Genomic DNA, 23,640 nt, shown 5'->3' on the forward strand with positions numbered 1-23,640 from the left:
TGTCACATGATGCCATAAAACTAAAGAGCATTAATCGCCATGGAGCGAAAGATTGTTTTCTTGGCACCAGGCATGCGGCGCACGGTCAGGCAACAGGTTCGTAGCATGGCGGGGCTGCGGAAGGTGGCGCGATGAATGCTGCGATACAATAGAGGCAACAATGGCAAGCACGCATTCTTGCGCGCCGCCCCTTGAGCGCGACAGCGCCCGCCCGTTCACCTTCTCTTCCTCACCGATGACACACAACGCCTGGTTCTCGTCGCATCTTCCCATGTCCAGCACGCGCATGCGCCTGGTGTGCCTGCCCCACGCGGGCGGTGGCGTGGCGCTATTTCATCCGTGGAAAAAGGACTTGCCGGCCGATATGGAAGTGTGCCCGGTCCAGCTGCCGGGACGCGATTCGCGCTATCACGAACCGCTGCGTACCGACGTGCTCGCCATGGTCGAGGAAATCGCCGGGCAGCTGGTGCGCGCGCCGCGCGCCGAGTCGCTGGTCATCTACGGCCACAGCATGGGTGCGACCCTGGCCTACGAGCTGGCGCGCGCGCTCGGCGCACGCTCGCTCGCGCCCGACCTGGTGATTGTTTCGGGCCGCCCGGCGCCGCAGCGCCAGTCCGGCACGGGCGAAGCGCTGCACACGCTGCCGGACGCGCAATTTATCGACAAGCTGAACGAACGTTACGGCGGCGTCCCGCAAGTCTTGCTGGACGATCCGGAATTGATGGCCTTCTACCTGCCCATCCTGCGCAACGACCTGCGCCTGGTGGAAACCTACCGCCACCATCCGGGACCGGTGCAGGATTGGCCGCTGATCGTCTATGGCGGCCTGGAAGACCGTTCGGTCGGGCGCGACGGCCTGGCCGAATGGGCGGCCGTGACCAGCGGGCCGTTCCGCCTGCACATGCTGCCCGGCGACCATTTCTTTTACCAGACCCGCCGCGCCGTCTTCCTCGACCGGCTCGCGACCGACCTGGGCCAGTTCCGCCTCAATCGCCGCTGAAGCGCGGTTCGCGCTTGTCGCGGAATGCCTGCAGCGCCTCGTTCAGGTCGCGGCTGAGGAAAAAGTTGGTATTCCACTGCGCCACGTATTCGAGGCCGTCTTCCTCGCTGTGCTCGTCCGCGTGGTCGAGCACCTGCTTGACCCCCTGCACGGCCAGCGATGAATTGGCGGCGATGGTGCCAGCCATGCGGCGCGCCGCCTCCATCAGCGCGACGCGGTCGGCGAACACCTCGTTGACCAGGCCGACCGCCTGCGCCCGCTGGGCGCCGATCATATTGCCGGTAAACGCCATCTCGCGCACAAAACCGCTGCCGCACAGCCGGCCGATGCGCTGCAAGGTGCCCAGGTCGGCCACCATCGCCATCTTGGTTTCCTGGATCGCCAGCATGGCGTCGGCCGCGGCCAGACGGATATCGCAGGCGCTGGCCAGATCGAGTCCGCCGCCCAGGCACATGCCGTGGATGGCGGCGATGACCGGCTTGGGGCAGCGCCGCACCGCCGTGAAACACGCCTGGAAATCGCGGATGATCCGGTACAGCACGCGGTTGCGCGCGGCCGTGCTGGTGCTGGCGCCGAGTTCCGGGATCAGCCCCATCGCCTCTTTCAGGTCGAGGCCGACGCTGAACACCCGCCCTTCGGCCCAGATCAGCACCACCGACACGCCATCGTCATCGCTGACGGCGGCGAAGGCGCGCGCCAGTTCGGCAAAGAACAGCGGCTGCATGGCATTGAGGCTGCCCGGATTATTCAGGACGATCTCGGCGACCGCCCCGTGGCGCTCCAGCCGGATCAGGCGGTAGGATTCAGACATGGTGACCTCTTTCTGGTTGACTCAGGGCGATGCGCCCGACGATCTGTTGCAGGTGCGCGGCGGCGGCGCCCATCAGCGCCTCGGCCACCGCATCGACATGGCGCCCGCGCCACGGTTCCAGCGGCGTGCCGCGCACCCAGGCGTTGAACGCACCCATCGCCGGACCGCAGTGGATCTGGTAATCGACCCGGCCGGCGGGCGTGCCGGACATGGCCAGCCGGTTGCTGTGCACGTAGTACCAGCGGAAGATCATCGCCATCTTTTGCTTGGGATAGGCTTCGGCGCGCGCGATTTCGGCCGGCGCCGCGCGCGCGTAATGGGTCTTGGTTTCCTCCCACACCGCCTCGAAACTGCGGCCGTGGAAATAAGTCTGTTCGATGGTGCGGCGCGTGCCCGCATCGAGTTCGTCGATCGATGCCAGTTGCCGGTAAAGCTCATACAAGCGGTTGGCGCGGGCGGCGAACAACACGCCTTTGCGCAGCACCTGGATGCGCGCGCCGATCTCGAACATGTCGCCGGCGGGAGCCATGTCGCAGTCCTGCGAGCCGGCGGCGGCCAGCAAATCCTTGACGGCGTCGCTGGTGTCGGCCTCGATCGTGCATTGATTGATCGACCCGGTCAGCACGAACTCGGCCCCCAGCACGAAGCCGGCGGCCAGCGCGGCCGGCGTGCCCATGCCGCCGGCCAGCCCCACGCGCGGGCGCGCCAGGTAGCCATGCCGCTCCTGCGCGGCGTCGCGCAGGCGCAGCAGCTCCGGGATCAGCACCGAGGCGACCCGCTTGTCGGTGTGGCCGGCCGAATCGGCCTCGCCGCACAAATCGCTGGCCAGCGGAATGCGCGCGGCCAGCGCTGCTTCCTGCGCGGTCAGGCGCCCCTCGGCGAGCAGCGCGGCCACCAGCGCGGGCGGGGGCGGCGCCAGGAAGCGCTCGGCCACCTCGATGCGCGACGCCTTGCCGAGGATGTGATGGCGTGCGCGCACGCGCCCGTCGGCGTCTTCGCTCAGGCCGCTGCAGCGGTAGCGCACCAGGGCCGGGGTGATGTCGATGAAGGCGGCCGCCTCGATCACGCGCACCTGGTGCCGGAGCAAGAGGTCGACCAGCTCATCTTCCAGCGACGGCATCAGCATATTGTGCAAAAAATTGACCCCGAACGGGGCGCCGGCCGGAATGCTGGCGCGGATCGCGGTGAGCGCGGCATCGATCGCTTCGAGGCGCTGGCCGCCGGAACCGTAAAAGCTGAGCAGGCCGGCCCTGGCCATGCGCGCCACCAGCGCCACGGAAGCGATGCCCTTGACCATGGCGCCGCACACATAGGCATAGCGCACGCCATGATCGCGCAGGAATGCCGGGCTGCCCAGGCTGGCGGGATGGATCGTCGCGGTATTCATCAATTCGCGAACGCCGTGTTCTGGCGGATGTTCTGGATCAGCCGGGTCAGCACCGCGCCCGGCCCCACCTCGACGAACTCGCGCTCGCCGCGCCGGATCAGGTACTCCACGCTCTCGATCCAGCGCACGCTGCCGCTGACCTGGCGCAGCAGGGTTTCGCGCAGCGCGTCGGCGGCGTAGGGCAAGGCGGTGGCGTTGGCGACCACCGGCGTGTGCGGCGGGGAAAACGCCAGTGTGTCCAGGAAGCGCGCCAGCTCATCTTCGGTCGGTTTCATGTAGCGCGAGTGAAACGGCGCGCTCACGTCGAGCTCGACGATGTGCCTGGCGCCGGCCCCGCGCAGGCGCGCGCCGGCCGCGGCCAGCTCGGCCTTGGGACCGGCGATGACGGTCTGGTCGTAGGCATTGTAGTTGGCCACGTCGAGCGCGCTGCCTTCGACGGCGCGGCGCACCTGCGCCGGCGTCAGTCCGATCACGGCAGCCATGCCGCCGCCGCCTACGCGCGCCATCAGTTCACCGCGTTTTTGCACCAGCCTCACCCCCGTGGCGAAGTCGATCGCGCCGGCGGCCCACAAGGCGGTGATTTCGCCCAGGCTGTGGCCGGCGAAGAACGCTGTCGGCGGCGCGCCACGCGCCAGCCACGCCAGCGCGCTGACCACGAACAGCGCCGGCTGGGTGTACTGGGTCTGCGACAGCTTGCCGTCGGGATTGTCGCGGCACAGCGCGGCCAGGTCGTAGCCGAGGATGGCCGAGGCTTGCGCCGTTTCCTGCGGAAATTGGGCAAACAGCGCCGCACCCATGCCCACGTGTTGGGAGCCTTGTCCCGGAAAGATAATCGTCATTTAGGTTCCAAATCTGGTGTCGATACGTTCGCGTACTTCGCTGCCGGCGAAGGTCGTCTCGTGCATGCGCCGTTCCGCCGCCACCGTGCCCGGCAGTGCTGCGCGAATACGCTCCGTCAGGTGCCGCTTGAGCAGCACCAGCGATGCGCGCGGCTTGTCGGCGATCTCGCGCGCCAGGCGCAGCGCCAGCGCGACCACGTCCTTGCGCCTGGACACGTGCACGCCGACGCCGCGCCGCGCCAGCTCGCCCCCCTGGTAGCCGCCGGCCGTGAGCAGCATTTCGGCGGCCAGCGCGCTGCCGAATTTTTCAGGCAGGATCAGGGTCGCCCCCATCCCCGGCGTAAAGCCGTATTTCATGAAGTTGGCGCTGTAGACGGCTTCCTCGGCGAGCACGATCACGTCCGCAAACAAGCCCATTACGAGGCCGCCGCCAAGGGCGTGGCCCTGCATGGCCGCCACCACCGGGATCTCGCAATCGAGCAGCAGGCGGTACAGCGGCATGTCGTCGAAGCGGATGCGCTGCTCCACAATGCCGATCAGCTCGTCACGGGTGCCGCCGGTGCAAAACACATTGTCGACCCCGTGCAGCACGATGACATGGATGGCCGGATCGGCCTGGGCCTGGTCGAGCGCGTGCGCCAGGCCAACGACCAGCTCGTGTGTGAACTGGTTGCTGTTGGCGCGGTCGGCCAGTTCGATGAGCGCGATATGCGGCGCGGGAAAATGCAGGTGAACCACGGAACTCATGCTGTTTTTCCTCCCCAAAGGCCGTGTTCGATCAGCTCTCGCGTACGGTCGAGGCTGCCAGGTTGTTGCATGAGCGCGGCGATGCTGGCCACGGCCAGCTGCTCGTCGCGGTCGGTAATCGGTGCGAGCTGCCCCATGTAGTGCTTGAGCGTAGCCACCGCCGTCTCGGGAATGCGCTCGACCGACAGCACCAGCCGGCGCAGCGCTTCATGTCCCTGCGGCGCCAGCTGGTCGGCCAGGTGCAGTTCGACGGCGCGGCGCGCATCGATCTTGTGCGCCGTCAGGGCCAGCATCTGGCTGTTGTGCGCGCCCAGGCGGCGGATCAGGAACGGCAGCACGCACGCCGGTATCAAGCCGAGCAGCACTTCCGGCAGCCGGAAGCTGGCCGCCTCGGTGCAGATCACGTAGTCGCTGGCCGCGACCAGGCCCACGCCGCCGGCCTGCACGGCGCCTTCGACCAGGGCGACGATGATGCACGGGCTGCTGGCAAACCGGCGCAGCAGCCTGAAATACTGCTGCGCCGCCTCGGCCGGCGCGCAGCTGGCGCTGCCGCCCAGGTCGGCCCCGCTGCAAAACACCGGGCCATTGGCGCACAGCGCCACCACGCGCACCAGCGGATCGGCCTCGGCCTGGTCGAGCGCCGCGCTAATCTGGCCGAGCAAGGCGGCGTCGAGGGTATTGTTGGCGTCCGGCTTGTCGAGCGTGATGGTCAGCAGCCGGCCCTGCTTCTGGAGTTTTACGCCCATCGGTACTCCCGGTGGTAATCCTTGATACGGTCCAGCACCAGCAAGCCGCGTCCGCGCATCAGGCGTTCCCAGTCGAGCGATTCCGGCTCGGCGTCGCGCACGCCGAAGCGCAGGCGCTGCTGGGTTTCCAGCAGGCGCTCGTACTCGGCCATCGACAGGGCATGGCGCGCATCGAGATGGGCGCCGATGTCGAGCCGGGCGATGGCGCGCTGCGAGGCGGCCGTGGCCACGGCGCTGTAGAACTCCGAACAGCATCCGGAGCCGTAGGAAAACAAGCCCACGCGCTTGGGCGCGTCGTCGAAGCGCCCAAGCGCCAGGATCCCGGCCAGCGCCAGGAACACCGTGCCCGAATAGATATTGCCGACCCGTGCGCAAAAGCGCAGCGACGGTTCCAGCCGGCGCAGGAAATCCTGCTCGACCAGGGCCGGCGCCACCCGTTCGAATTTGCGCATCATGGTGCGGTGCGCACCCTTGGCCATGCCGCCGAACGGCGTGTGCACGGCCAGGTAGTCGAAACTGCCGAAGCTGGTGCCGGGCGCCTTGCGCTGATACGCCAGGAAGCTGTTTTCCATGCATTCCAGGTAGGTCAGCAGCGACAGGTCGGCGTCGCCGGTTTCGATGTCCGGGGTCGGACGGCAGGAATCCATCACTTCGAAGCCGTAACAGCCGCTCAGTCCTTTTTCGATCTCCACCAGCAGCGGCTGGTCGCCGATCAGCATGGCCACGCCGGCGGCGCCCTGCGACGGCTCGGCGTAGGTATGCGGAATCGGGCGCGCCATGTCGGTGGTGATGACCAGCGACTTGGCCCCCGGCGACAGGCCGGCGTGCGCATGCGCCAGCGCGCTTTGCAGGGCCGCCGTGCCGCCGTAGCAGGCGTGCTTGACCTCGAAGGTGCGGCAGTTGCGGCTCAGCCCCAGCGCCTGGTGCACGTAGGTGGACAAGGGCTTGCCGAAGTCGACGCCCGATTCGCTGGCCACGATCAACTGTTCGATGCGCTCGCGCTGCTGCGGCCCGAGGCGGTCGATCACCGGCTTGGCCGCGTTGACGGCGAAGGTCACCGCGTCTTCAAACGGCAGCGCCACGGTTTTCTCGCGCATCAGCAGGTTGTGCATGCGCTGCACGTCCAGCCCGCGCGCCGCCGCCAGCACGTTCACGTCGAGCGCGGCGCGGCCGACGTACACGCCCATGTCTTCGATCCCGGCCCTCATGCGCGGCTCACCGCGACGCAGGTGTTGAAGCCGCCGATACTGAAACCATTCGACAGCGCCGCATTGATCGTCAACGGCGCGCTTTCGCGCCCGGCAAAGCGCAGGCGCGGGTCGATCGCCTCACTCAGGCGCGGATTCGGATGGACGAAGTTGTCCCGCATCTGGATCACGGTGGCCACCAGTTCCACCACGCCGGCCGCGCCGATGGTGTGCCCGGTGATAGCCTTGGTGGAGTTGAGCACGGCCCCGGTCCCCACGGCTTGGGTAATGGCGGCGCATTCGGCGCGGTCGCCCATCGGCGTGCCGGTGCCGTGCGTATTGATGTAGTCGATCTGGCTGCCTTCGAGGCCGGCGGCGGCCAGCGCCGCGCGCATCGCCGCCGCTTCGCCGTCGGCATTGGCCTCGGTGCCGGCATTGCCATCAAGGACAATCGACGCCCCGGCCAGGCGCGCCAGCGGCAGCGCGCCGCGTGCGCCGGCGCTGTCGGCGCTTTCGAGCAGGACCGCGGCGGCGGCCTGGCCGTAGACGAAGCCCAGGCTGGCGCTGTCGAAGGGGATCGACGCGCGCGCCGGGTCGCTGCCCTCGGGCGGCGCGGCCAGCGCGCCCAGGTTGGCAAAGGCGAGCATCTCCAGTTCGGAAAAATCGCTCATGGCACCGACCACCAGGCAGGCGCGCGCGGCGCCGGAGCGGATCAGGGTCCAGCCCTGGAACAGGGCGGCGTTCCCGCTGGCCATGCCGGCGCCGGTGGTAAACCCGATCCCGCCCAGGCCGGCGATCTCGCTCACCGCCGCCACCACCGTGCTGTCGAGGAAACTGGCGGCGTAGCGCGGATTGACGTACGCCGGGCGTTCCATGAAGCGTTCGTAGGCATCGGCAAATTGCGCCTGGTGCAGATTACTGCCCGCCACCACGATGGCGCAATCGGGGCCGCTCCAGCGCCCCGATTGCAGCGCTTCGAGCGCGGCGGCGCAACTGGCCTGCAGCGCCGCCGGACGGCCGCGCAAGACCTGGCGTGCGCGCTCGTCAAGCGGCGCGACGTCGCCCTGGTACAGCGCGGCCGGAAAACTGCGCCCCGAGCGCGCCAGCCGGGTCCAGCCGAACACGCCCTGCCCGCTGCGCAGTGCCGCGCCGAAGAGCGCCACGTCGGGCGCCAGCGCGCCCTGGAACCCCATGCCTGTCACAATCACCTTCATGCCTGCCCCTCCACCAGCACCGCGCCGGCACGCCGGCGCAGGTGTATCAAAAATACCTCGACCAATGAGGCGATGTCCTGCACCCCGGCCAGTTCGGTCGGCGCGAACGTCAGCTGCAAGTCCTCCATCGTGCAGATCGCCACTTCCACCCGGTCCAGCGAATTGGCGCCCAGCTCGTGCAGGCTGGCGCCCATGGTGATGCGCGCGCCGTCGACGTGTGGCAAGATGCGCCGCACATGTTCGCGCACCTTGCTGAACACCGCCTGCGCCTGCGGCTCGATGAAGCCGATGACCTGCTGCGCCACCGCGCCGATGGCCGGTTCCAGCCCAAGGCAAAAGTGGTCGGTATCGATCGCCGCGATCTGCGGCGCCTCGCCCAGCCAGGTGCTCCAGCCGTGATCGGGCTGGTCGTCGTCGATTTTGACCGCCGCCAGGCCGAGCGGACTATCGGGTCCGATGAAACTGTGGCGATTGCGGATCATGATGGTATGCATGGCACAGGGTTCCGGGTTGTAATGATCGAGCAAGGGCGCGCACTGGTTCGCCGTTGCCAGCAGGGGTGCGGTGAGCGCGGCCAGCTCGCGTTCGGACAGGCGCACGTCGCGCGTGCGTTCGAGCAGCGCGCCGACCACGGTGTTGAGGAAGCCATCCCACGAAGCGGCGCGCAGCGAGGCCAGCGCGGCCGAACCGGGGGCAAAGGCGTCGAGCAGGATCAGCGCCCTGACCTGCTCTCCGGCCTGCACCAGTTGGCGCCCCATCTCGAAGGCGACCGCGCCGCCGAACGAGTAGCCGCCCAGGATGTACGGACCGCGCGGCTGGATGCGCCGCACTTCCGCCAGATAGGCGCTGGCCATCGCTTCGAGCGTGGCGAACGGCGTTTCACCGGAGTCGCACGCGGGTGCGCGCAGCGCATGCAGCGGCCACGAGGCCGGCAAGTGCACGCCCAGGCGCGTGACCCAGTCGGTTTCACCGAGCACGCTGTGGACCCAGAAGCTGCGCGGCCCGGCACCGGCGCCATTGATGGCGATCGAACTGGCCGGCGCCTGCCGTGGCGCGGCCGGCGCGCGGGCGCCGCGCGCCGACAGTTCGGCGGCCAGCAGCGCGATGCTGTTATACCGATGCAGCAGCGTGGCCGGCAAGGCGCCGAAACGCGGTTCGAGCTTGTGCAGGATATCGATGGCGACCAGCGAATCGACGCCATACACGTCGAACGGGGCGTCATTATCGAGTTCGTCGTCGAGCGTGCGCAGCACGCCGGCGACGACCGCGCGCACCGCGTCCAGGTCGGCGCCACCGAGCGCCGCCTGCGCGGGCGGCGCCACTGCCGGTGCCGGCGCCGCCTCAGGCTGCGGCGCGAGCAGGCGGATCACCGCCACCTGTTGCTGGTGCGAGGCGACGATCCGTTCGATCGCCTCGACCGCGTCGGCCAGCGTGACCGAACCGACGCCGTGGCGGCGCGCCAGCGCGCGATGGCGGTCGGTCGCGACCACGCCCACATCACCCCAGAAACCCCAGTTGATGATCTTCACCGGCCAGCGCCGGCGCAGCGCCAGCGCCGCCGCAGTGGCGTCCTGCAGCGTGCTGGCGGCCGTGTAACTGGCCTGGCCCGCGTTGCGGGTGAACGAAATGGTCGACGAAAACACCAGCAGCCAGTCGAGCGCCACGGCATCGAACGCCTGCGCCAGCATGCAGGTGCCGCGCCCCTTGGCGCGCAGGGTGGCGCTGAAGGCATCGTCGTCCAGGCGCGCCAGGGTCTGGTCCTGCAGGGCCAGCGCCGAGTGAATCACCCCGTGCACCACGCCCCAGCGCGCCAATGCGGCGTCGCGCGCCTGTTCCAGCGCGGCCAGGTCGCCCAGGTCCGCGCGCAGGTAGATCGCTTCGCCTCCGGCCGCCGTGATGGCGGCGATGCTGGCGTCGATGGCCGCATCGGCCGGGCGCCGCCCGACCAGGGCGATGCGCGCCTGATGGACTTGCGCCAGGTGGCGCGCCAGCGCACCGCCGATGCCACCGCCACCGCCGACGATCACATACACGCCGGCGCGGCGGAACGCCGGCTGACCGGCCGCTTTCAGCGCCAGCGGGTCGAGATGCTGGGCGTAATACTGGCCGGCGCGCCAGGCGGCGCTGCCGGGAGCAGCCTCGTTCACGAGAGCCGCCACCGCCGCGCCGGTCGGGCCGTCCTGTCCCGGCAGATCCAGGTGGGCCACGCCAACAGCGGGAAACTCCTTGCCGAGCACACCGGCCAGGCCGGCCAGGGCGGCCGCCTGCGGCATGATCGCGTCGCCGTCGAGCACCCGGTAGATGCCGTTGGTGAGCACCACCAGTTCGGGCAGCATGCGTTCGGCCAGCACCCAGGCACGGACAAAGCGCACCAGCGACAGCGTGGCCATGTCCTGGAACTGGTCGAGCGCCACGCCCTCGGTGAGCGGCTCGCCGGCCAGTCCGGCCATGAAGACCACCCGGCCCAGGTCGGGCAGCGCGGCGGCCAGTTGCGACCAGTGGGACAGCGAACGGTGATCGATTTCGAGCGGGCTTACTCCCTCCGCGCCGGGGCGCCAGCTTGAACCGAGCAAGACCTCGGTGACCGGCCCTGCCCCGGCGAGGTGCGCGCCAAGGCCAAGCTCGATCCCGGCGTGCAGGACCAGGGTATGCCCGGCTGTCGCGGCGCGTGCCGGCGGCGCCGCGGCGGCGCGCCACTGCGGGCCGAAGTAGGAGGCGGCGTCGGCGCCGGCGTCGCGGCGCGGCGGCAGCGAGCTGAAACCGCTGATCTCGACCAGCAATTCGCCCTCCGGCGTGACGATGGCAATGTCGAAGCTGGGTGCCTCGCCCTGGCGCAGCGTGGCGATGGCAAGGCAGCCCGGCACCAGCGGCCCATGCTGAATCAGGCTGTCGAGCAGGTAGGGCAGCATGGCGTCGGCCGCGCTGTCCTGGCCCAGTGCGAAGCCGATTGGCGTCTGCAACGCCGCGTCGAGCACGCGCGGGTCGAGCGTGTAGCGCGCAAAGTCGGCCGGCACTTCCAGGCGCGCGATGACCCGCTGGCGGTCGCGCCGCAGCGAGGTAATTCCGCGCAAGGCGCCGCCATATTCCAGGCCCAGGCTGTGGAAGGCGGCGTACACCGCTTCGCCGCTGAATTCTTCCGCGTGGTCGAGCTGCAAGTCGATACGGCGGGCGGCGGGCCGGTCGATCACGACTACCCGGCCACGGCAATATTCACTGTCGAAGACAATGTCGTCGGCGTCGGGCCGGAAGCGCATATTCGTGGCCTCGGCCGGCGCGACGAATGGCCGCGTCCAGACCACCTTGCGCAGCGCGATGATGCGCGCACCCGGCGTGAGCAGCCGCGCCGCACAGGCCAGTGCGATCTCGACATAGGTCGCCCCCGGCAGGGTCGGGGTGCCGGCGATGACGTGCTGCGCCAGCAGTTCGTGGTGCGCGCTGAACTGCTTGCGCGCGGTGGCCGTGGAAAAACTGTGCTCCAAGCTGTCGATCAGCGGATGCACCGCTTTTTCCGGGACCCAGAAGCGCCTGCGCTCGAACGGATAGGCCGGCAGCGACACCACCTGGCCGGCGCCTGGCGCGAGCATCGTGTCGCTCGCGGCGCCGCTGGCGCGCAGCGCCACGATCAGGGCGGCGCGATCGGCGGCATTGACCACGCGCTGGTGCGTGTGGCGCGTGCGCCGCTGCGCCAGGGTATGGGCAGTGTCGGCCAGTGCCACATCGCTGCCGCCATCCTCCAGCCAGTCGGCCAGGGCGGCGCAGCTGCGCCGCAGTGCCTGCGGCGTGCGCGCCGAGACCACGAAACTAAGCGGTCCGGCCGGCGTTGGCGTCGCCGGCGGGACCGGCCACTCTTCCAGCACCAGGTGTGCATTGGTGCCGCTGAAACCGAAGCTGCTCACGGCAACGCGGCGCGCCACGCCGGCCGGCGGCACCCAGTCGCGCAAGACCTGGTTCACATAGAACGGAGAAGTCGCGAAGTCGATCTTCTCGTTCTCGTTCTGGCAATGCAGCGTCGGGGCCAGCTTGCGCGCCCGCAGCATCAGGACGCTCTTGATCAGCCCTGCTACACCGGAAGCCGGCAACAGGTGTCCGATATTGGTCTTGACGCTGCCGATAGCGCAGAACTGCCGGTTTGCCGTGTAGTTGCGGAACGCATCGGTGAGCGCATCGACTTCGATGGGGTCGCCCAGCTGGGTGCCGGTGCCATGCGCTTCGGCACAGGTAATGGTCGACGGATCGATGCCGTAGCGCTCATACACGCTCATGGCCAGCGCGGTTTGCGACAGCGCGCTGGGCGCCGTCATGCCATTGGTGCGGCCATCCTGGTTGATGCCGCTGCCGCGAATGACGGCGTAGACCCGGTCACCCTGCGCCAGCGCATCGCCCAGGCGCTTGAGGACCACCACGCCGACTCCCTCTCCCGGCACGAAGCCATTGGCGCCGGTGTCGAAAGTCTTGCAGTGTCCTTCGGGTGAGAGCATGCGCGTCTGGCACGTCAACAGGTGCATCTGCGGCGTGATCATCAACGACACGCCGCCGGCCAGCGCCAGGTCGCATTCGCCGTTGACCAGCGCCTGCGCGGCCAGATGGGTCGCCACGAGCGACGACGAACATGCCGTGTCGAGCGACACGGCAGGCCCCTTCAGGTTCAGGAAGTAGGCCAGGCGGGCGGCGAGAATGGAACTCACATTACCCATGCCGAACTGCGCGCCAGCCTCGGAATCGGGGTCCATCAGGCGGAAGTAGTCGCCCTGCCCGGCCCCGGCGAACACCGCGCAGCGCATGCCCGAGAGCGCACTGTCAGGCATGCCGGCGTCTTCCAGGGCAAGCCATGCCTGTTCCAGGAACAGGCGCTGCTGCGGGTCCATCCACTCGGCTTCCTGCGGCGAGATCTTGAAGAACAAGGGATCGAACTGGTCGACGCCATCGATAAAGCCACCTTTGCGGCAGTAGGTCTTGTGCGGATACAGCTCGTCCACCGACCAGCGTTCGCGCGGCACGTCGGTGACCGAATCGACACCCGCCGCGAGATTGCGCCAGAACGCGTCCAGGTTGTCGGCGCCGGGGAAGCGCCCCGCCATGCCGACGATGGCAATGTCGGTCGGGCGCACCTCCGGCGTGGGCACGGCGGCCACTTGCGGCGCGGCGGCGGCGGGGAGCGGCGCTGCCGCCGTCATGCTGTCGACCCAGCCGGCAAGTTCACTCAGCCGCGAATAATCGTACAGGCGCGTGGCGCGCAGGTCGATGCTGAAGCGGTCTTGCAGCTTCTTGGCAAATTCGACGGCCAGGATCGAATCGAGTCCCAGTTCGACGAAGGGTGCGTCGTCGGCGATGTCGTCGCGCTCAAGGTAAAGCAGCTCCGCGAGCATGGCACGGATATCATCGAGGCTGCGGGAAGGTACGGCGGGCGCCGGAGCCGGCGGTGGCACGGGCGTCACCGGCTGCGGATCAGGCACGCCCGGGATACCGATATGGGCGGCCAGTTCCGCCACGCTCGAATGGTCGTACAGGCGGCTCGCGCGCAGGTCGATGCTGAAGCGGTCCTGCAGCTTCTTGGCAAATTCGACCGACAGGATCGAATCGAGCCCCAGGTCGACGAAGCGGGCATCGCCGGCGATCTCCTGCGGCTCCAGGTACAGCAGCTCGGCCAGGATGGCACGCACCTCCTCCAGCGGGCCGGGGCCGGCCGGCACGGCGGCCGCCGGAGCTGCGCTGATCGCGATGGTCTCGACGGGTGCGGCCGTTTCAGCAGCCGGCACGGAAGGCCGCTGGTGTCCCTGGTCGAACCAGACGTGTTTGCGCTCGAATGGATACGTGGGCAGCGATATGCGCCTGCCGTGGGAGATCGGAGGCAGGTCGGCGTGCGCCGCCAGGCCCGCCCCGCCCAGCCATGCGCGGCACTGGTTCAGCAGGTCCATGGTGGAACTGGCTTGCAGCGTGATCCGGTGCTCGAACTGTTCACGCCCGTTCTGCAGCGTGAATACCAGGTCGCGCCAGCGGACTGGCGCCTTTTCGAGGTGCTCGCACAGCCGCACCACGGTGGCGCGCAAGGCGGCGGCGGTCTTGGCCGACAGCGGCACGGCGGCCGCGAAATCGGCCCCCGCTTCGACCGGCACCGGCGGCACCGATTCGAGCGCCACATGGGCGTTCGAGCCACCAAAGCCAAATGCGCTCACACCGGCGCGCAGCACGGTGCCGCTCCAGTCGCTGCCTTCGGTCATCAGGCGGAATGGCGAGCCGTCCAGTTTCAGGTAGGGGTTGACCTGCTTGACATGCAGGGTCGCCGGCAAGCGCCGGTGCCGCATCGCCATCAGCACCTTGATCATGCCAGCGACGCCGGCGGCCGGTTCGAGGTGGCCGATATTCGATTTGATCGAACCGAGTCCGCACGCGCCTGGCGCAAGCGTAACACCCTGCTCGCGCGCCAGCGCATGAAACGCGGTGGTGAGCGCTTCGACTTCGAGCGGATCGCCCAACTCGGTGCCGGTGCCATGCGCTTCGACATAGCTGACACTGTCGATCGGCACGCCGGCGCGCTTCCAGGCACTGAACACCAGTTCCGCCTGCGCCTGCGGGTTGGGCGCGGTGAGCGAGCTGGCCTTGCCGCCATGTCCCTCGGCGCTGGCGCGAATGATGCCGTAGACATGGTCGCCGTCAGCTTGCGCCCGCGCCAGGGTTTTCAGCACCAGCACGCCCACGCCTTCGCCCTTCACATAACCATTGGCCGCGCTGTCGAAGGTTTTGCAGCGCCCGTCCGCCGAGAGCATGCCCAGTTGGGAGGCCAGCACGTAGGTATCGGGCGACAGGATCGCGCTCACCGCGCCGGCGAGCGCCAGTTCGCATTCGCCCTGCTGGAGCGACTGCACCGCACGGTGCACCGCCACCAGCGAGCTGGAACAGGCCGTGTCCACGGTCTGGCTCGGGCCACGCAGGTCGAACCAGTACGACACCCGGTTGGCCAGCATGGTCTGGGTATTGCCGAGGGCGGCCTGCGCCCTGGCCTCGCCGGCGTCGCCGATGAGACGCATGTATTCGTTGGGCTGCGCTCCCGCCCACACCCCCACCGCCTGTCCGGCCAGTGTGGACGGGCGAATCCCGGCATCCTCCAGCGCCGACCAGGCATGCTGCAGGAACAGCCGGTGCTGGGGATCCATGAACACCGCTTCGCGCGGCGACATGCCGAAAAATGCGCTGTCGAAGTGGCCGATGTCCGGCATGAAGCCGCCCCAGCGCGATACCGACTTGTCATGTGCGCGCCCCGTGCTGGCGTGGTAGGCGCGCCAGTCCCAGCGTTGCGCCGGCACTTCGGTCACGCAGTCGTCGCCGGCAGCCAGGTGTTCCCACAGCGCGGCGATATCGGCCGACTGCGGGAAGCAGCCGCTGATGCCGACCACCGCCACCGGCTCGGGCTTACCGGCAGCGCGCTTGGCGGCCGGCGCGGGTTCAAGCGCAGGCTGCGCCGGCGGCGTGGCCGCGGTGCGTGCGGCGGCCCACGAAGGCTCCAGATGCGCGGCCAGGGCGGCCACGCTCTGGTGCTGGAAAAACGCCGTCGGCAGGATCGGCACGCCGAGTTCCTGCCCCAGCGCCGAAGCCAGGTCCTTCATATTCAGTGAATCCAGACCCACCTCCGAGAAGCGCGACGCGCGCGTGAGTTTTTCGGCCGGCAAGCGCACAATGCGCGCCGTACACTGAAGTACGATCTGTTCGAGCGCATCGATCCCGGCGTCGACCTGCAAGGCCGGCATGGCAGCAGCCTGGCGTGGCGCCAGCGCCGCCTCGATGCGCCCGATGTCGCCGCATGCCACGGCGAGCACCGGCGCCCCCGGGGCCAGCGCTTGCCCCAGGAGGCGCAAGGCGCTGTCGCTGCGCAGCAGGTCGAAGCCGCTGCTGGCGACATAGCGTTCCTGGTCGCTACCGGCCAGCCCCATGCCGCCATCGGCCCAGAGCGGCCAGTGGATCGCCACGCTGCGCCCGGGACGGCGCAGCGCCCGCCATTCGGCAAACGACTCCAGGTAGCGGTTAGCACTGGCGTAATCGCACTGGCCGAAATCGCCGATCAAAGCCGACAGCGATGAAAACATCACAAAAGCGTCGAGTGGCGTGTCGCGCGTGAGTTCGTCGAGAATGCGGGCACCCTCGATTTTCGGCGCCAGTACTGCGCCCAGCGCGCTTTTGTCGGTCAACAACGCTGGTTCGATGGCGCCGGCGGCGTGCACGATCCCATGCACAGCACCGTGGCGCAGCCGGATCGCATCGAATACCTGCTGCATCGCGGCGCGGTCGGTGACGTCGGCGCCGATGAATTCGATATTGCGTCCCGGCGTTTCCGGCGGCGCATGGCGGCTGGTGACGATCACGCGCGCATTGCACTGATCGACCAGCCAGCGTGCTACCTGCATGCCGATGCGACCCGCCCCGCCGGTGATCCACCACACGCCGTCACGGCGCAGCGGCGCTTCGCCGCGCGGCAGGGTCATGGGCACGACCGCGTGCAGCGAGCGCGCGCCGTCGACATGACGCAGCTCGGCGCCATCGACGCCGGTTTGCAGTTCACGGGCGATGGCCGCCAGCGCATCGCCGTCAACCTCCAGGGTTTGCCACAGCATATGCGGATGCACCGTCCGCAGCGAGTGATGCAGCGCCGCGCTGGCTACGGCGGCATGCTCGCCGTCGCGGTGCAGTACCAGGACGCGCCGGGCCTGTGGCGCAGCGCGTGCCACTTCCAGATACGTGTCGAGGCGATCGAAGCAGCCGGGCATCATGGCGATCGCGCTCGCCGAATGCCAGTCGCGCCCGACCGGCACGGCCAGCAGCGCGCCAAGCCGCGTCAGGTCGGCGTCGCTGCCGCCGATCAGGCACAGCGACGCTGGCGGCGCCGCCGGTGTGCCCTCCTGCGCGATCCAGCGCCGGCCAAAGACGTGCACGCGCTCAAGCGCCGCAGGTTTGGTAGCGGGCGCCGAATCGACCCAATAGCGCTCGCGGCTGAACGGATAGCCGGGCAGCGGCACGCGGCGGTGCGCCGCCGCCGGGTACAGCGACTCCCAGTCGAGCTGCTCGCCGGCCAGGTAGCGCGCGGCCAGCGCATGGTTGGCCGGGGCGCCCAGCACGGCGCGATGGGCGTGGTGCTTGCGGCAGGCCCCGAGCGTGTAAGCGATATCGTGCGGATCGTGACGCTGGCCTTCGCCGGCCAGCCAGGCTTGCATCTGTTCCACCTGCTCGCGCAGCGCGCTCTCGCTCATGGCCGAGACGACCAGCAGGGACGCATCGCTGCTGCGCGCCGGCAGCGGCGCGCGGGCCGGCGCCTGCTCGATCACCACATGCACATTGGTGCCGCTCAGGCCAAACGCGCTCACGGCGGCCCGCAGCGGCGCGGCCGGCCAGGCCTGACGCGCGGTTGCGACGAAAAACGGACTGTTGGCAAAGTCGATGGCGCCGTTGGCGCGCTCGAAATGCAGCGATGGAGGAATTTCGCCGTGCCGCATCGCCAGCAATACCTTGATCAATCCGGCGATGCCGGCGGCCGGGCCGGCGTGGCCGATGTTGGTCTTGGCCGAGCCGATGGCGCAGAACTGGCGGTCCTGGGTCGAGTGCCGGAAGGCGCGCGTCAAGCCTTCAATCTCAAGCGGATCGCCCACCCGGGTACCGGTGCCGTGCGCTTCCACGTAGCCGATGCTGCGCGGGTCGATTCCGGCGCGCTGGTACACCTCGGTCTCCAGCTCGGCCTGCGAGCGCGCGCTTGGTGCGGTGATGCCGTTGCTGTGTCCATCCTGGTTGGCCCCGGATGCGGCTATCACACCATATATATAGTCACCATCGCGTAGCGCCGCATCCAGCGGACGCAATACCACGGCGCCCACCGCTTCGCCGGGAACGAAGCCGTCGGCGCCGTCGTCGAAGGCGCGGCAAAGGCCGTTCGGCGTGAGCATGCCGAGGCGGCCGGTCAGGTGATGAAAGCTTGGCGTGGTGCTGACGAAAACGCCGCCGGCGAGCGCCATGTCGCACTCCCCGCTGCGGATACTCTGGCACGCCAGGTGCACCGCCAGCAGCGACGACGAGCAGGCCGTGTCGACCGACAGCGCAGGCCCGCGCAGGTTGAGGAAATACGAAATGCGTGCGGCCAGCATGGAGACCCCGTTGCCCAGGAAGGCCTGCGGCTGGAGGTTTTGCGGGTCCATCTGGTGAATATAGTCGCCCGCCCCGGCGCCGACGAACACGCCGCAGCGCCTGTCGTCGAGCCATGAGGGAGAGTAGCCGGCGTCTTCCAGCGCGTGCCACGCTTCTTCGATGAACAGCCGCTGCTGCGGATCGGTGAACTCCGCCTCGGCGCCCGACATGTGGAAAAAGGCCGGGTCGAATTTATCGATATCGTCGAGAAAACCGCCCCACTTGCACGGACTCTTGCCCGGTTTGGACGGGTCGGCGTCGTAGTAGCTGTTGACGTCCCAGCGTTCGGCCGGGACTTCGCCGGTGCGGCAAACGCCGTCGCGCAGATCGCGCCAGAACGCGTCGGCATTGCGCGCGCCGGGAAAGCGTCCCGCCAGGCCAACCACGGCGATGGCGGCGGACGCGCGCGCCGGCTCCGCACTCGCCGGAACAATAGCAGCCGGCGCGGCGGCGGCGATATGCCGCGCCAGTTGTTTGACGTTGCTGTAGTCATACAGCACGGTGACCGTCAGGTCGGTCGCACAACTGGCGTTGACGCGCTTGACGAGGTCGAGCCCGGAAATGGAATCAACACCCAGCTCGGAGAAACGGCGCTCCGGATCGATATCGGCGGCGCCCACGCACAGTACCGCCGCCAGATGGCGTGCGATCACGCGCTCGAACTGCGCCACGTCGGCGCTGGCCGGCGCAACGGCGGCGACAGGCTGCACGGGCGCGCTGACCGCAACCGGCGCTGGCGCCAAGCGGCTTTCAGGCGCGCGCGCGGTGGCGATAAACACCGCCTGGGGCGCGTCAGGCTCGGCCCGAGCCAGTTCCACCCGGCCGAAACACTCCGCCAGCGCGGCGCGCCAGCGAGCCTCGTCGAGCAGGGGCGAATGCGGCAGGCGCGCCGCGACGTCGTCGTACAGCCACCAGCCGTCGGTCAGGCCGAAAGTGAGGGTCGAGAAATCGAACACCTGGATGCTTTCGTTGAGCAGCAGTTCGCCGCCCTCGCGCAGCAGGCTGCGCACATTGCGCAGACTGCTGCCGATGTTGCGCGTCGCGTGCAGCACATTCGAGGCCAGCGCCAGGTCGAAGCTGTTCTCGTCGATGCCCTGGGTTGAAGGCGCGCGTTCGACGTCGTAGGTGGTGAAGCGGGCAAACGGATACTGCGGCCCGAGCTCCGTCTTGGCCTTGTGAACCAGGCCGGCGGACAGATCGCTGAAGACAAAATCGACCCGGCCGGCATCGGCTGCCAGTGCCGCCAGCACCGCCCGCGTGGTGCCACCGGTACCGGCGCCCACCTCGAAAATGCGAACACGCTCGCGTTGTGCCAGGATTTCCCGGACCCGCGAGAGCAGTGCCTCCACCACGCGCCCGTTATAGCGGTCGACGATCGGATTGTCGCGGTACAGCGGCGCCACCAACTCGGTCGAGCCGCCCGGGAACAGCACTTCGGCCGGGTTTTTCTCGCCCGCCAGCACGGCCGGGTAGTGCGCCAGGCACTGGTCGATCAGCGTGGCGAACGGTGCGCCCCAGCCCGTGATCGGCCCGCCGTGCGCTTCGACCGGCTTTGCCGCCATGGCTTCCAGCGCCGCGCCTAAGCGTGCATACTTGGGCGCCACCTTCAGATTGAGACGGCCGTCGGGGCCGAAAAAGCGGCGCAGCGCGGCGCGTCCATGGTTTTCGACCGCGGCAAAGGCGGCCGCAATATCGTCGTCCCCGGTCGGCACCAGGAGGCCCATGCGCGCCAGCGTGGCAGGATCGACCTTCATCGGCATCAGCTGCGGCTGGTCGCTGGACAGACACGCTTCCAGCGCGGCCAGGCCCTCCTCCACGCCGATTGCGCCGATCCCGTGTTCGAGCGCGCGCTGGCGATGCAGCGGCGTGGCCACCGCGCCGACGTCGCCCCAGAATCCCCAGTTGACGCCCCGTACCGGAAACGAAGCGCGCTCCCGCAGATCGAGGGCGATGGCATCCTGCGCCATCGACGCGGCCGCGTAGTTGGCCTGGCCAGCGTTGCCGAAGAACGAATTGGCCGACGAAAAAAAAGCCATGAAGTCGAGCGCCTGTCCGGCGAACAGTAGCGCCAGATTGGTGCTGCCGGCCAGCTTTGGTGCCAGCACCGCCCGCAGCGTGGCGGCATCCATGTTTTTCATGCGCACGTCACGCAGCACCATCGCTGCATGGAACACGCCATTGATCGCGCCGCAGCGCGCCCGGGTGTCGGCGACGATGGCGGCCAGCGCCTCCGCGTCGGTGATGTCGGCCTGGCGATAGACAATCGCCTCGGGCAGCGCCAGCGTCAGGGCACGTCGTCCCACCAGCACCACGCGCGCGTCGTACTGGCTGGCCAGGTAGCGGGCCAGCACCAGGCCGATGCCGCCGGCGCCGCCAGCGATCAGGTACACGCCGCCGCGCCGCAGGCGGCTGGCCGCGTGCGCCGCCGGCACATGCTCAATCAGCGTGCGGCGGTAGCGCTGGCCGGCGCGCACGGCCAGCACCTCGCCGGCTTGGGTGGCCGGCGCTTCGTTCCACGCCGCGCCCGGATCATCCGACTCCATTGCGCACACCCGCAGGTGCGGCTCCTCGCGCGAAACCGTCTGCGCAAACCCCAGCAGCGCGGCGCCCTGCGGCGGCGCGCACACAACCACCGGCAAAGCTCGCGCGCCATCCTGCGGCAAGGCTTGCAGCAGGTGCAGCAAGCCGACCAGGTCGCGCTGCGGGTCCGCGCGTCCACCGAGGAAAATAACCCGTTCGATCGGTTTGAGCTGCGCCACCAATTGCGCAAAGGCCGCCGGCAGCGTCGCATCCACCTGCCACTGCCCGGGTCCGACCGACATGCTGTGCTCACCCAGGACCACGTCAAGCAGCTGCCCGGCGGGCGCCGCATCGAAGATCACGTCGGGCGCGCGCACCAGCAGCGTCAAGCCAGGCACAGTCGCGTCGCCCGCTGGCGCCGGGGCGGCGATCCATTCCGGCCGGTAGTAGCGCAAGGCCGGCTCGCCAGAGCGCTGCGGCGCGGGTGCCGGGTGCAGCTCCGCCACGCCGAATTGGGTCAAGCTAGCCAGCACCGCGCCGGCTTCATCGACAAGCGTCATCTCGAAACTGCGCGCGCCGGTCAGGCGTACGTGCGCGTAGCAGATGGCCGGAAGGGGCGAATGTACCGCGACCGCGCCGATCGACGCGGGCACCAGCACCGCTTGCGAGGTTTGCGCCAGCAACGCCATGGCCGCCTGGAAGGCGCCATCGACCAGCGTGGGGTGCAGCGTGTAGTAGCCGATGCTGCGCGCTTCTCCCGGCGCCAGCTGCAACTGGGCCAGGGCCTCGCCCTCGCCCAGCCAGAGCCGCTGCAAGCCGCGGCAGTAAGGCCCCAGCACGACGCCGGCGCTGTCGAAGCGCGCAAGCAGCGCATCGACATCGACGCCGGCGCCGTTGAGCCACTTGTCCAGATCAAGCGCCGCCCCCGGTGCGCCGCTCGCGGCCACGGTCCGGCCGCTGGCGACCGTGACGCCCGCGCCGAGGATGGAAAAGGCGCCATCGGGTTGCAGGCGCAGTTCGACGCCGGCGGCCTGCGCATCGATGTGCAGCGGGCTGCGCAAGACTACGTCGGCGAGCGCGCGTGCGCCAGTGGCGGCCAGCGCCAGTTCCAGAAAACAGGCGCCGGGCACGATGTGGCGGCCGAGAACCCGATGGTCGCGCACGAATGGCAGGCTGGCGTCCCACAGGCTGTGAAAGCCATCCGCCCCCGCGTGGTCCAGCAGCGGATGCGGTGCGCTCGTCAGTTTGGGCTTGGTCGACACGCCCAGCGCGTGCTTGCGGCGTTCGAAGCAGTAGGTCGGCAGGCCGATGCGCGGCGGCGTCTGGGTGCCGAACTGCTCGTCGGCGCGTGGCAGCGCGGCATCGGTGCCGCCGATGGGCGCGCGCAGCAAATCGATCAGCGCCGCGCGGGTGGCCGCGTGCAGAACCACTCGGTGCGCATGATGATCGCGCCCGGTGAGCAAGGTCCAGCTCACCGAATCGAGGGGTGCCTCGGGCCGCTGTTCGAGCCAACGCGCCAGCGCAAGGCAATTGTGCTCCAGTGCCGTACGGGTTTTGGCCGACACCACAAACGGCAGCGTCTGGTGGCGTGCCTCGGCGCGCGCGCGTGCCGGTGCCTGGGCGATGACCAGGTGCGCGTTGGTGCCGCTAAAGCCGAACGAACTGATTGCCGCGCGACGCGGCGCGCCGGCGGTCGTGGGCCAGGGCGCGAGCGTTGTATTGACGTGGAACGGCGTCGCGGCGAAACCGATGGCCGGGTTCTCATGCTCGAAATTGAGCGACGGCGGCAGCTCGGCCGCCTCCAGCGCCTTGAGCACCTTGATCATGCCGGCCATGCCGCTGGCGCTCATCGCGTGCCCGATGTTTGTTTTCGACGAACCGATGGCGCAAAAGCCACGGGCAGCGGTAAATTTGCGAAACGCCGCGGTGAGCGCTTCGATTTCGATCGGGTCGCCCAGCGCGGTACCGGTGCCGTGCGCCTCGACATACCCGATCGTCGCCGGGTCGATGCCAAACTTCTCGTACACTTCGAGCGCCAGGGCCGTTTGCGATGGCGCGCTCGGCGCCGTGATGCCGTTGGTGCGGCCATCCTGGTTGATCGCCGAGCCTTCGATGACGCACAGGATATTGTCGCCATCGGCCAGCGCCAGGTCGAGCGGCTTGAGCACGATCACGCCCACGCCTTCGGCCGGGACGAAACCATCGGCACTGCGGTCGAAAGTGCTGCAGGCGCCCTTCTTCGACAGCATTCCCGCCTTGGAGCCCGCCATGTAGAAATTGGGCGTGTTCAGCACGCACACGCCGCCGGCCAACGCCAGGTCGCTGGTGCCAAGGGCCAGGCTCTCGCAGGCCAGGTGAATTGCCACCAGCGACGACGAACAGGCCGTATCGATGGCCACGCTGGGGCCTTTCAGGTTCAGGTGGTAGGAAATGCGCGCCGCCAGGATCGAACTGGCGTTGCCCATGAAAGCGTAGGCGTCGGGCTTGATGCCTTCATCGGATATTTGGTGAATGAAGTCGCCGCCGGCTACGCCCGCGAAAACGCCGCAGCGCACGCCATCGAGCCTGGCTGACGTCATGCCGGCGTGTTCCAGCGCGCCGCTGGCCTCTTCCAGGAACAGGCGCTGTTGCGGGTCGATCAGTTGCGCTTCCTTAGCGGAGATGTTGAAGAACGCACAGTCGAATTCATCGATGCCGTCGACCAGGCCGCCGCGCTGGCAGAAATCCTTGCCGCGCGTCTGAGGATCGGCCTCGTACAGCTGCGCGAGGTCCCAGCGCGACGGCGGGATCGGTCCCACGCTGGAAACGCCACTGCGCAGGTTTTGCCAGTACGCTTCGGCGTCGTTCGCGCCGGGGAAGCGGCCCGACATGCCGATGATGGCCACCGGCTGGCGCCCCGCCGGTGCCGGTGCCGGAGCCGTGGCGGAGGCGGAGGCGTGCACGTTGCCGATCAGGTTCATGGCCTGCGCGGCGCTCAGTTCCTTGCGCGCCACCATGCGCAGGACGGTTTCTTTAAATGTAGTCATGT

10 protein-coding genes are annotated in these 23,640 nt (G+C 68.8%); 1 reads left to right on the forward strand and 9 read right to left on the reverse strand.

Annotated features, from left to right (window positions below; genetic code table 11):
* Positions 1-30: 30 nt before the first annotated feature.
* Entirely contained in the window at positions 31-288 is a 258-nt protein-coding gene (locus F2P44_RS19685; protein ID WP_167088751.1) for a hypothetical protein, read from the reverse strand.
* Between F2P44_RS19685 and F2P44_RS19690 the strand changes: the two genes are divergently transcribed.
* Positions 272-1,000, forward strand: a complete 729-nt coding sequence (locus tag F2P44_RS19690) for a thioesterase II family protein (protein ID WP_167088752.1) — start codon at positions 272-274, stop codon at positions 998-1,000. The genes F2P44_RS19685 and F2P44_RS19690 overlap by 17 nt on opposite strands.
* Here F2P44_RS19690 and F2P44_RS19695 read toward each other — a convergent pair.
* The 8 genes from F2P44_RS19695 to F2P44_RS19725 are packed head-to-tail and all read right to left on the reverse strand — an operon-like array spanning position 987 to position 23,638.
* On the reverse strand, positions 987-1,811 hold the full coding sequence (locus tag F2P44_RS19695) for a crotonase/enoyl-CoA hydratase family protein (RefSeq protein ID WP_167088753.1): 825 nt from the start codon (positions 1,809-1,811) through the stop codon (positions 987-989). The genes F2P44_RS19690 and F2P44_RS19695 overlap by 14 nt on opposite strands.
* Positions 1,804-3,198, reverse strand: coding sequence for a PfaD family polyunsaturated fatty acid/polyketide biosynthesis protein (locus F2P44_RS35125; protein ID WP_223165063.1), 1,395 nt, complete (start codon positions 3,196-3,198; stop codon positions 1,804-1,806). Before F2P44_RS35125 ends, F2P44_RS19695 begins: the two co-directional genes overlap by 8 nt.
* Entirely contained in the window at positions 3,198-4,037 is an 840-nt protein-coding gene (gene fabD / locus F2P44_RS35130; RefSeq protein WP_223165064.1) for an ACP S-malonyltransferase, read from the reverse strand. The genes F2P44_RS35125 and fabD overlap by 1 nt, the downstream gene beginning before the upstream one ends.
* Entirely contained in the window at positions 4,038-4,784 is a 747-nt protein-coding gene (locus F2P44_RS19705) for a polyketide synthase (protein WP_167088754.1), read from the reverse strand.
* Positions 4,781-5,530: an enoyl-CoA hydratase-related protein gene (locus F2P44_RS19710; protein WP_167088755.1), complete on the reverse strand. Its 750-nt coding sequence runs from the start codon at positions 5,528-5,530 to the stop codon at positions 4,781-4,783. Before F2P44_RS19710 ends, F2P44_RS19705 begins: the two co-directional genes overlap by 4 nt.
* Complete coding sequence (locus F2P44_RS19715) at positions 5,521-6,738, reverse strand: hydroxymethylglutaryl-CoA synthase family protein (RefSeq protein WP_167088756.1); 1,218 nt, start codon at positions 6,736-6,738, stop codon at positions 5,521-5,523. The genes F2P44_RS19710 and F2P44_RS19715 overlap by 10 nt, the downstream gene beginning before the upstream one ends.
* The gene (locus F2P44_RS19720; RefSeq protein WP_167088757.1) at positions 6,735-7,931 is read right to left on the reverse strand and encodes a beta-ketoacyl synthase N-terminal-like domain-containing protein; all 1,197 of its coding nucleotides are present in this window, start codon (positions 7,929-7,931) and stop codon (positions 6,735-6,737) included. The genes F2P44_RS19715 and F2P44_RS19720 overlap by 4 nt, the downstream gene beginning before the upstream one ends.
* Entirely contained in the window at positions 7,928-23,638 is a 15,711-nt protein-coding gene (locus tag F2P44_RS19725; protein WP_167088758.1) for an SDR family NAD(P)-dependent oxidoreductase, read from the reverse strand. The genes F2P44_RS19720 and F2P44_RS19725 overlap by 4 nt, the downstream gene beginning before the upstream one ends.
* Positions 23,639-23,640 lie beyond the last annotated feature (2 nt).

It is taken from the genome of Massilia frigida, from assembly GCF_011682175.1.
Lineage (GTDB): Bacteria > Pseudomonadota > Gammaproteobacteria > Burkholderiales > Burkholderiaceae_D > Telluria_A > Telluria_A frigida.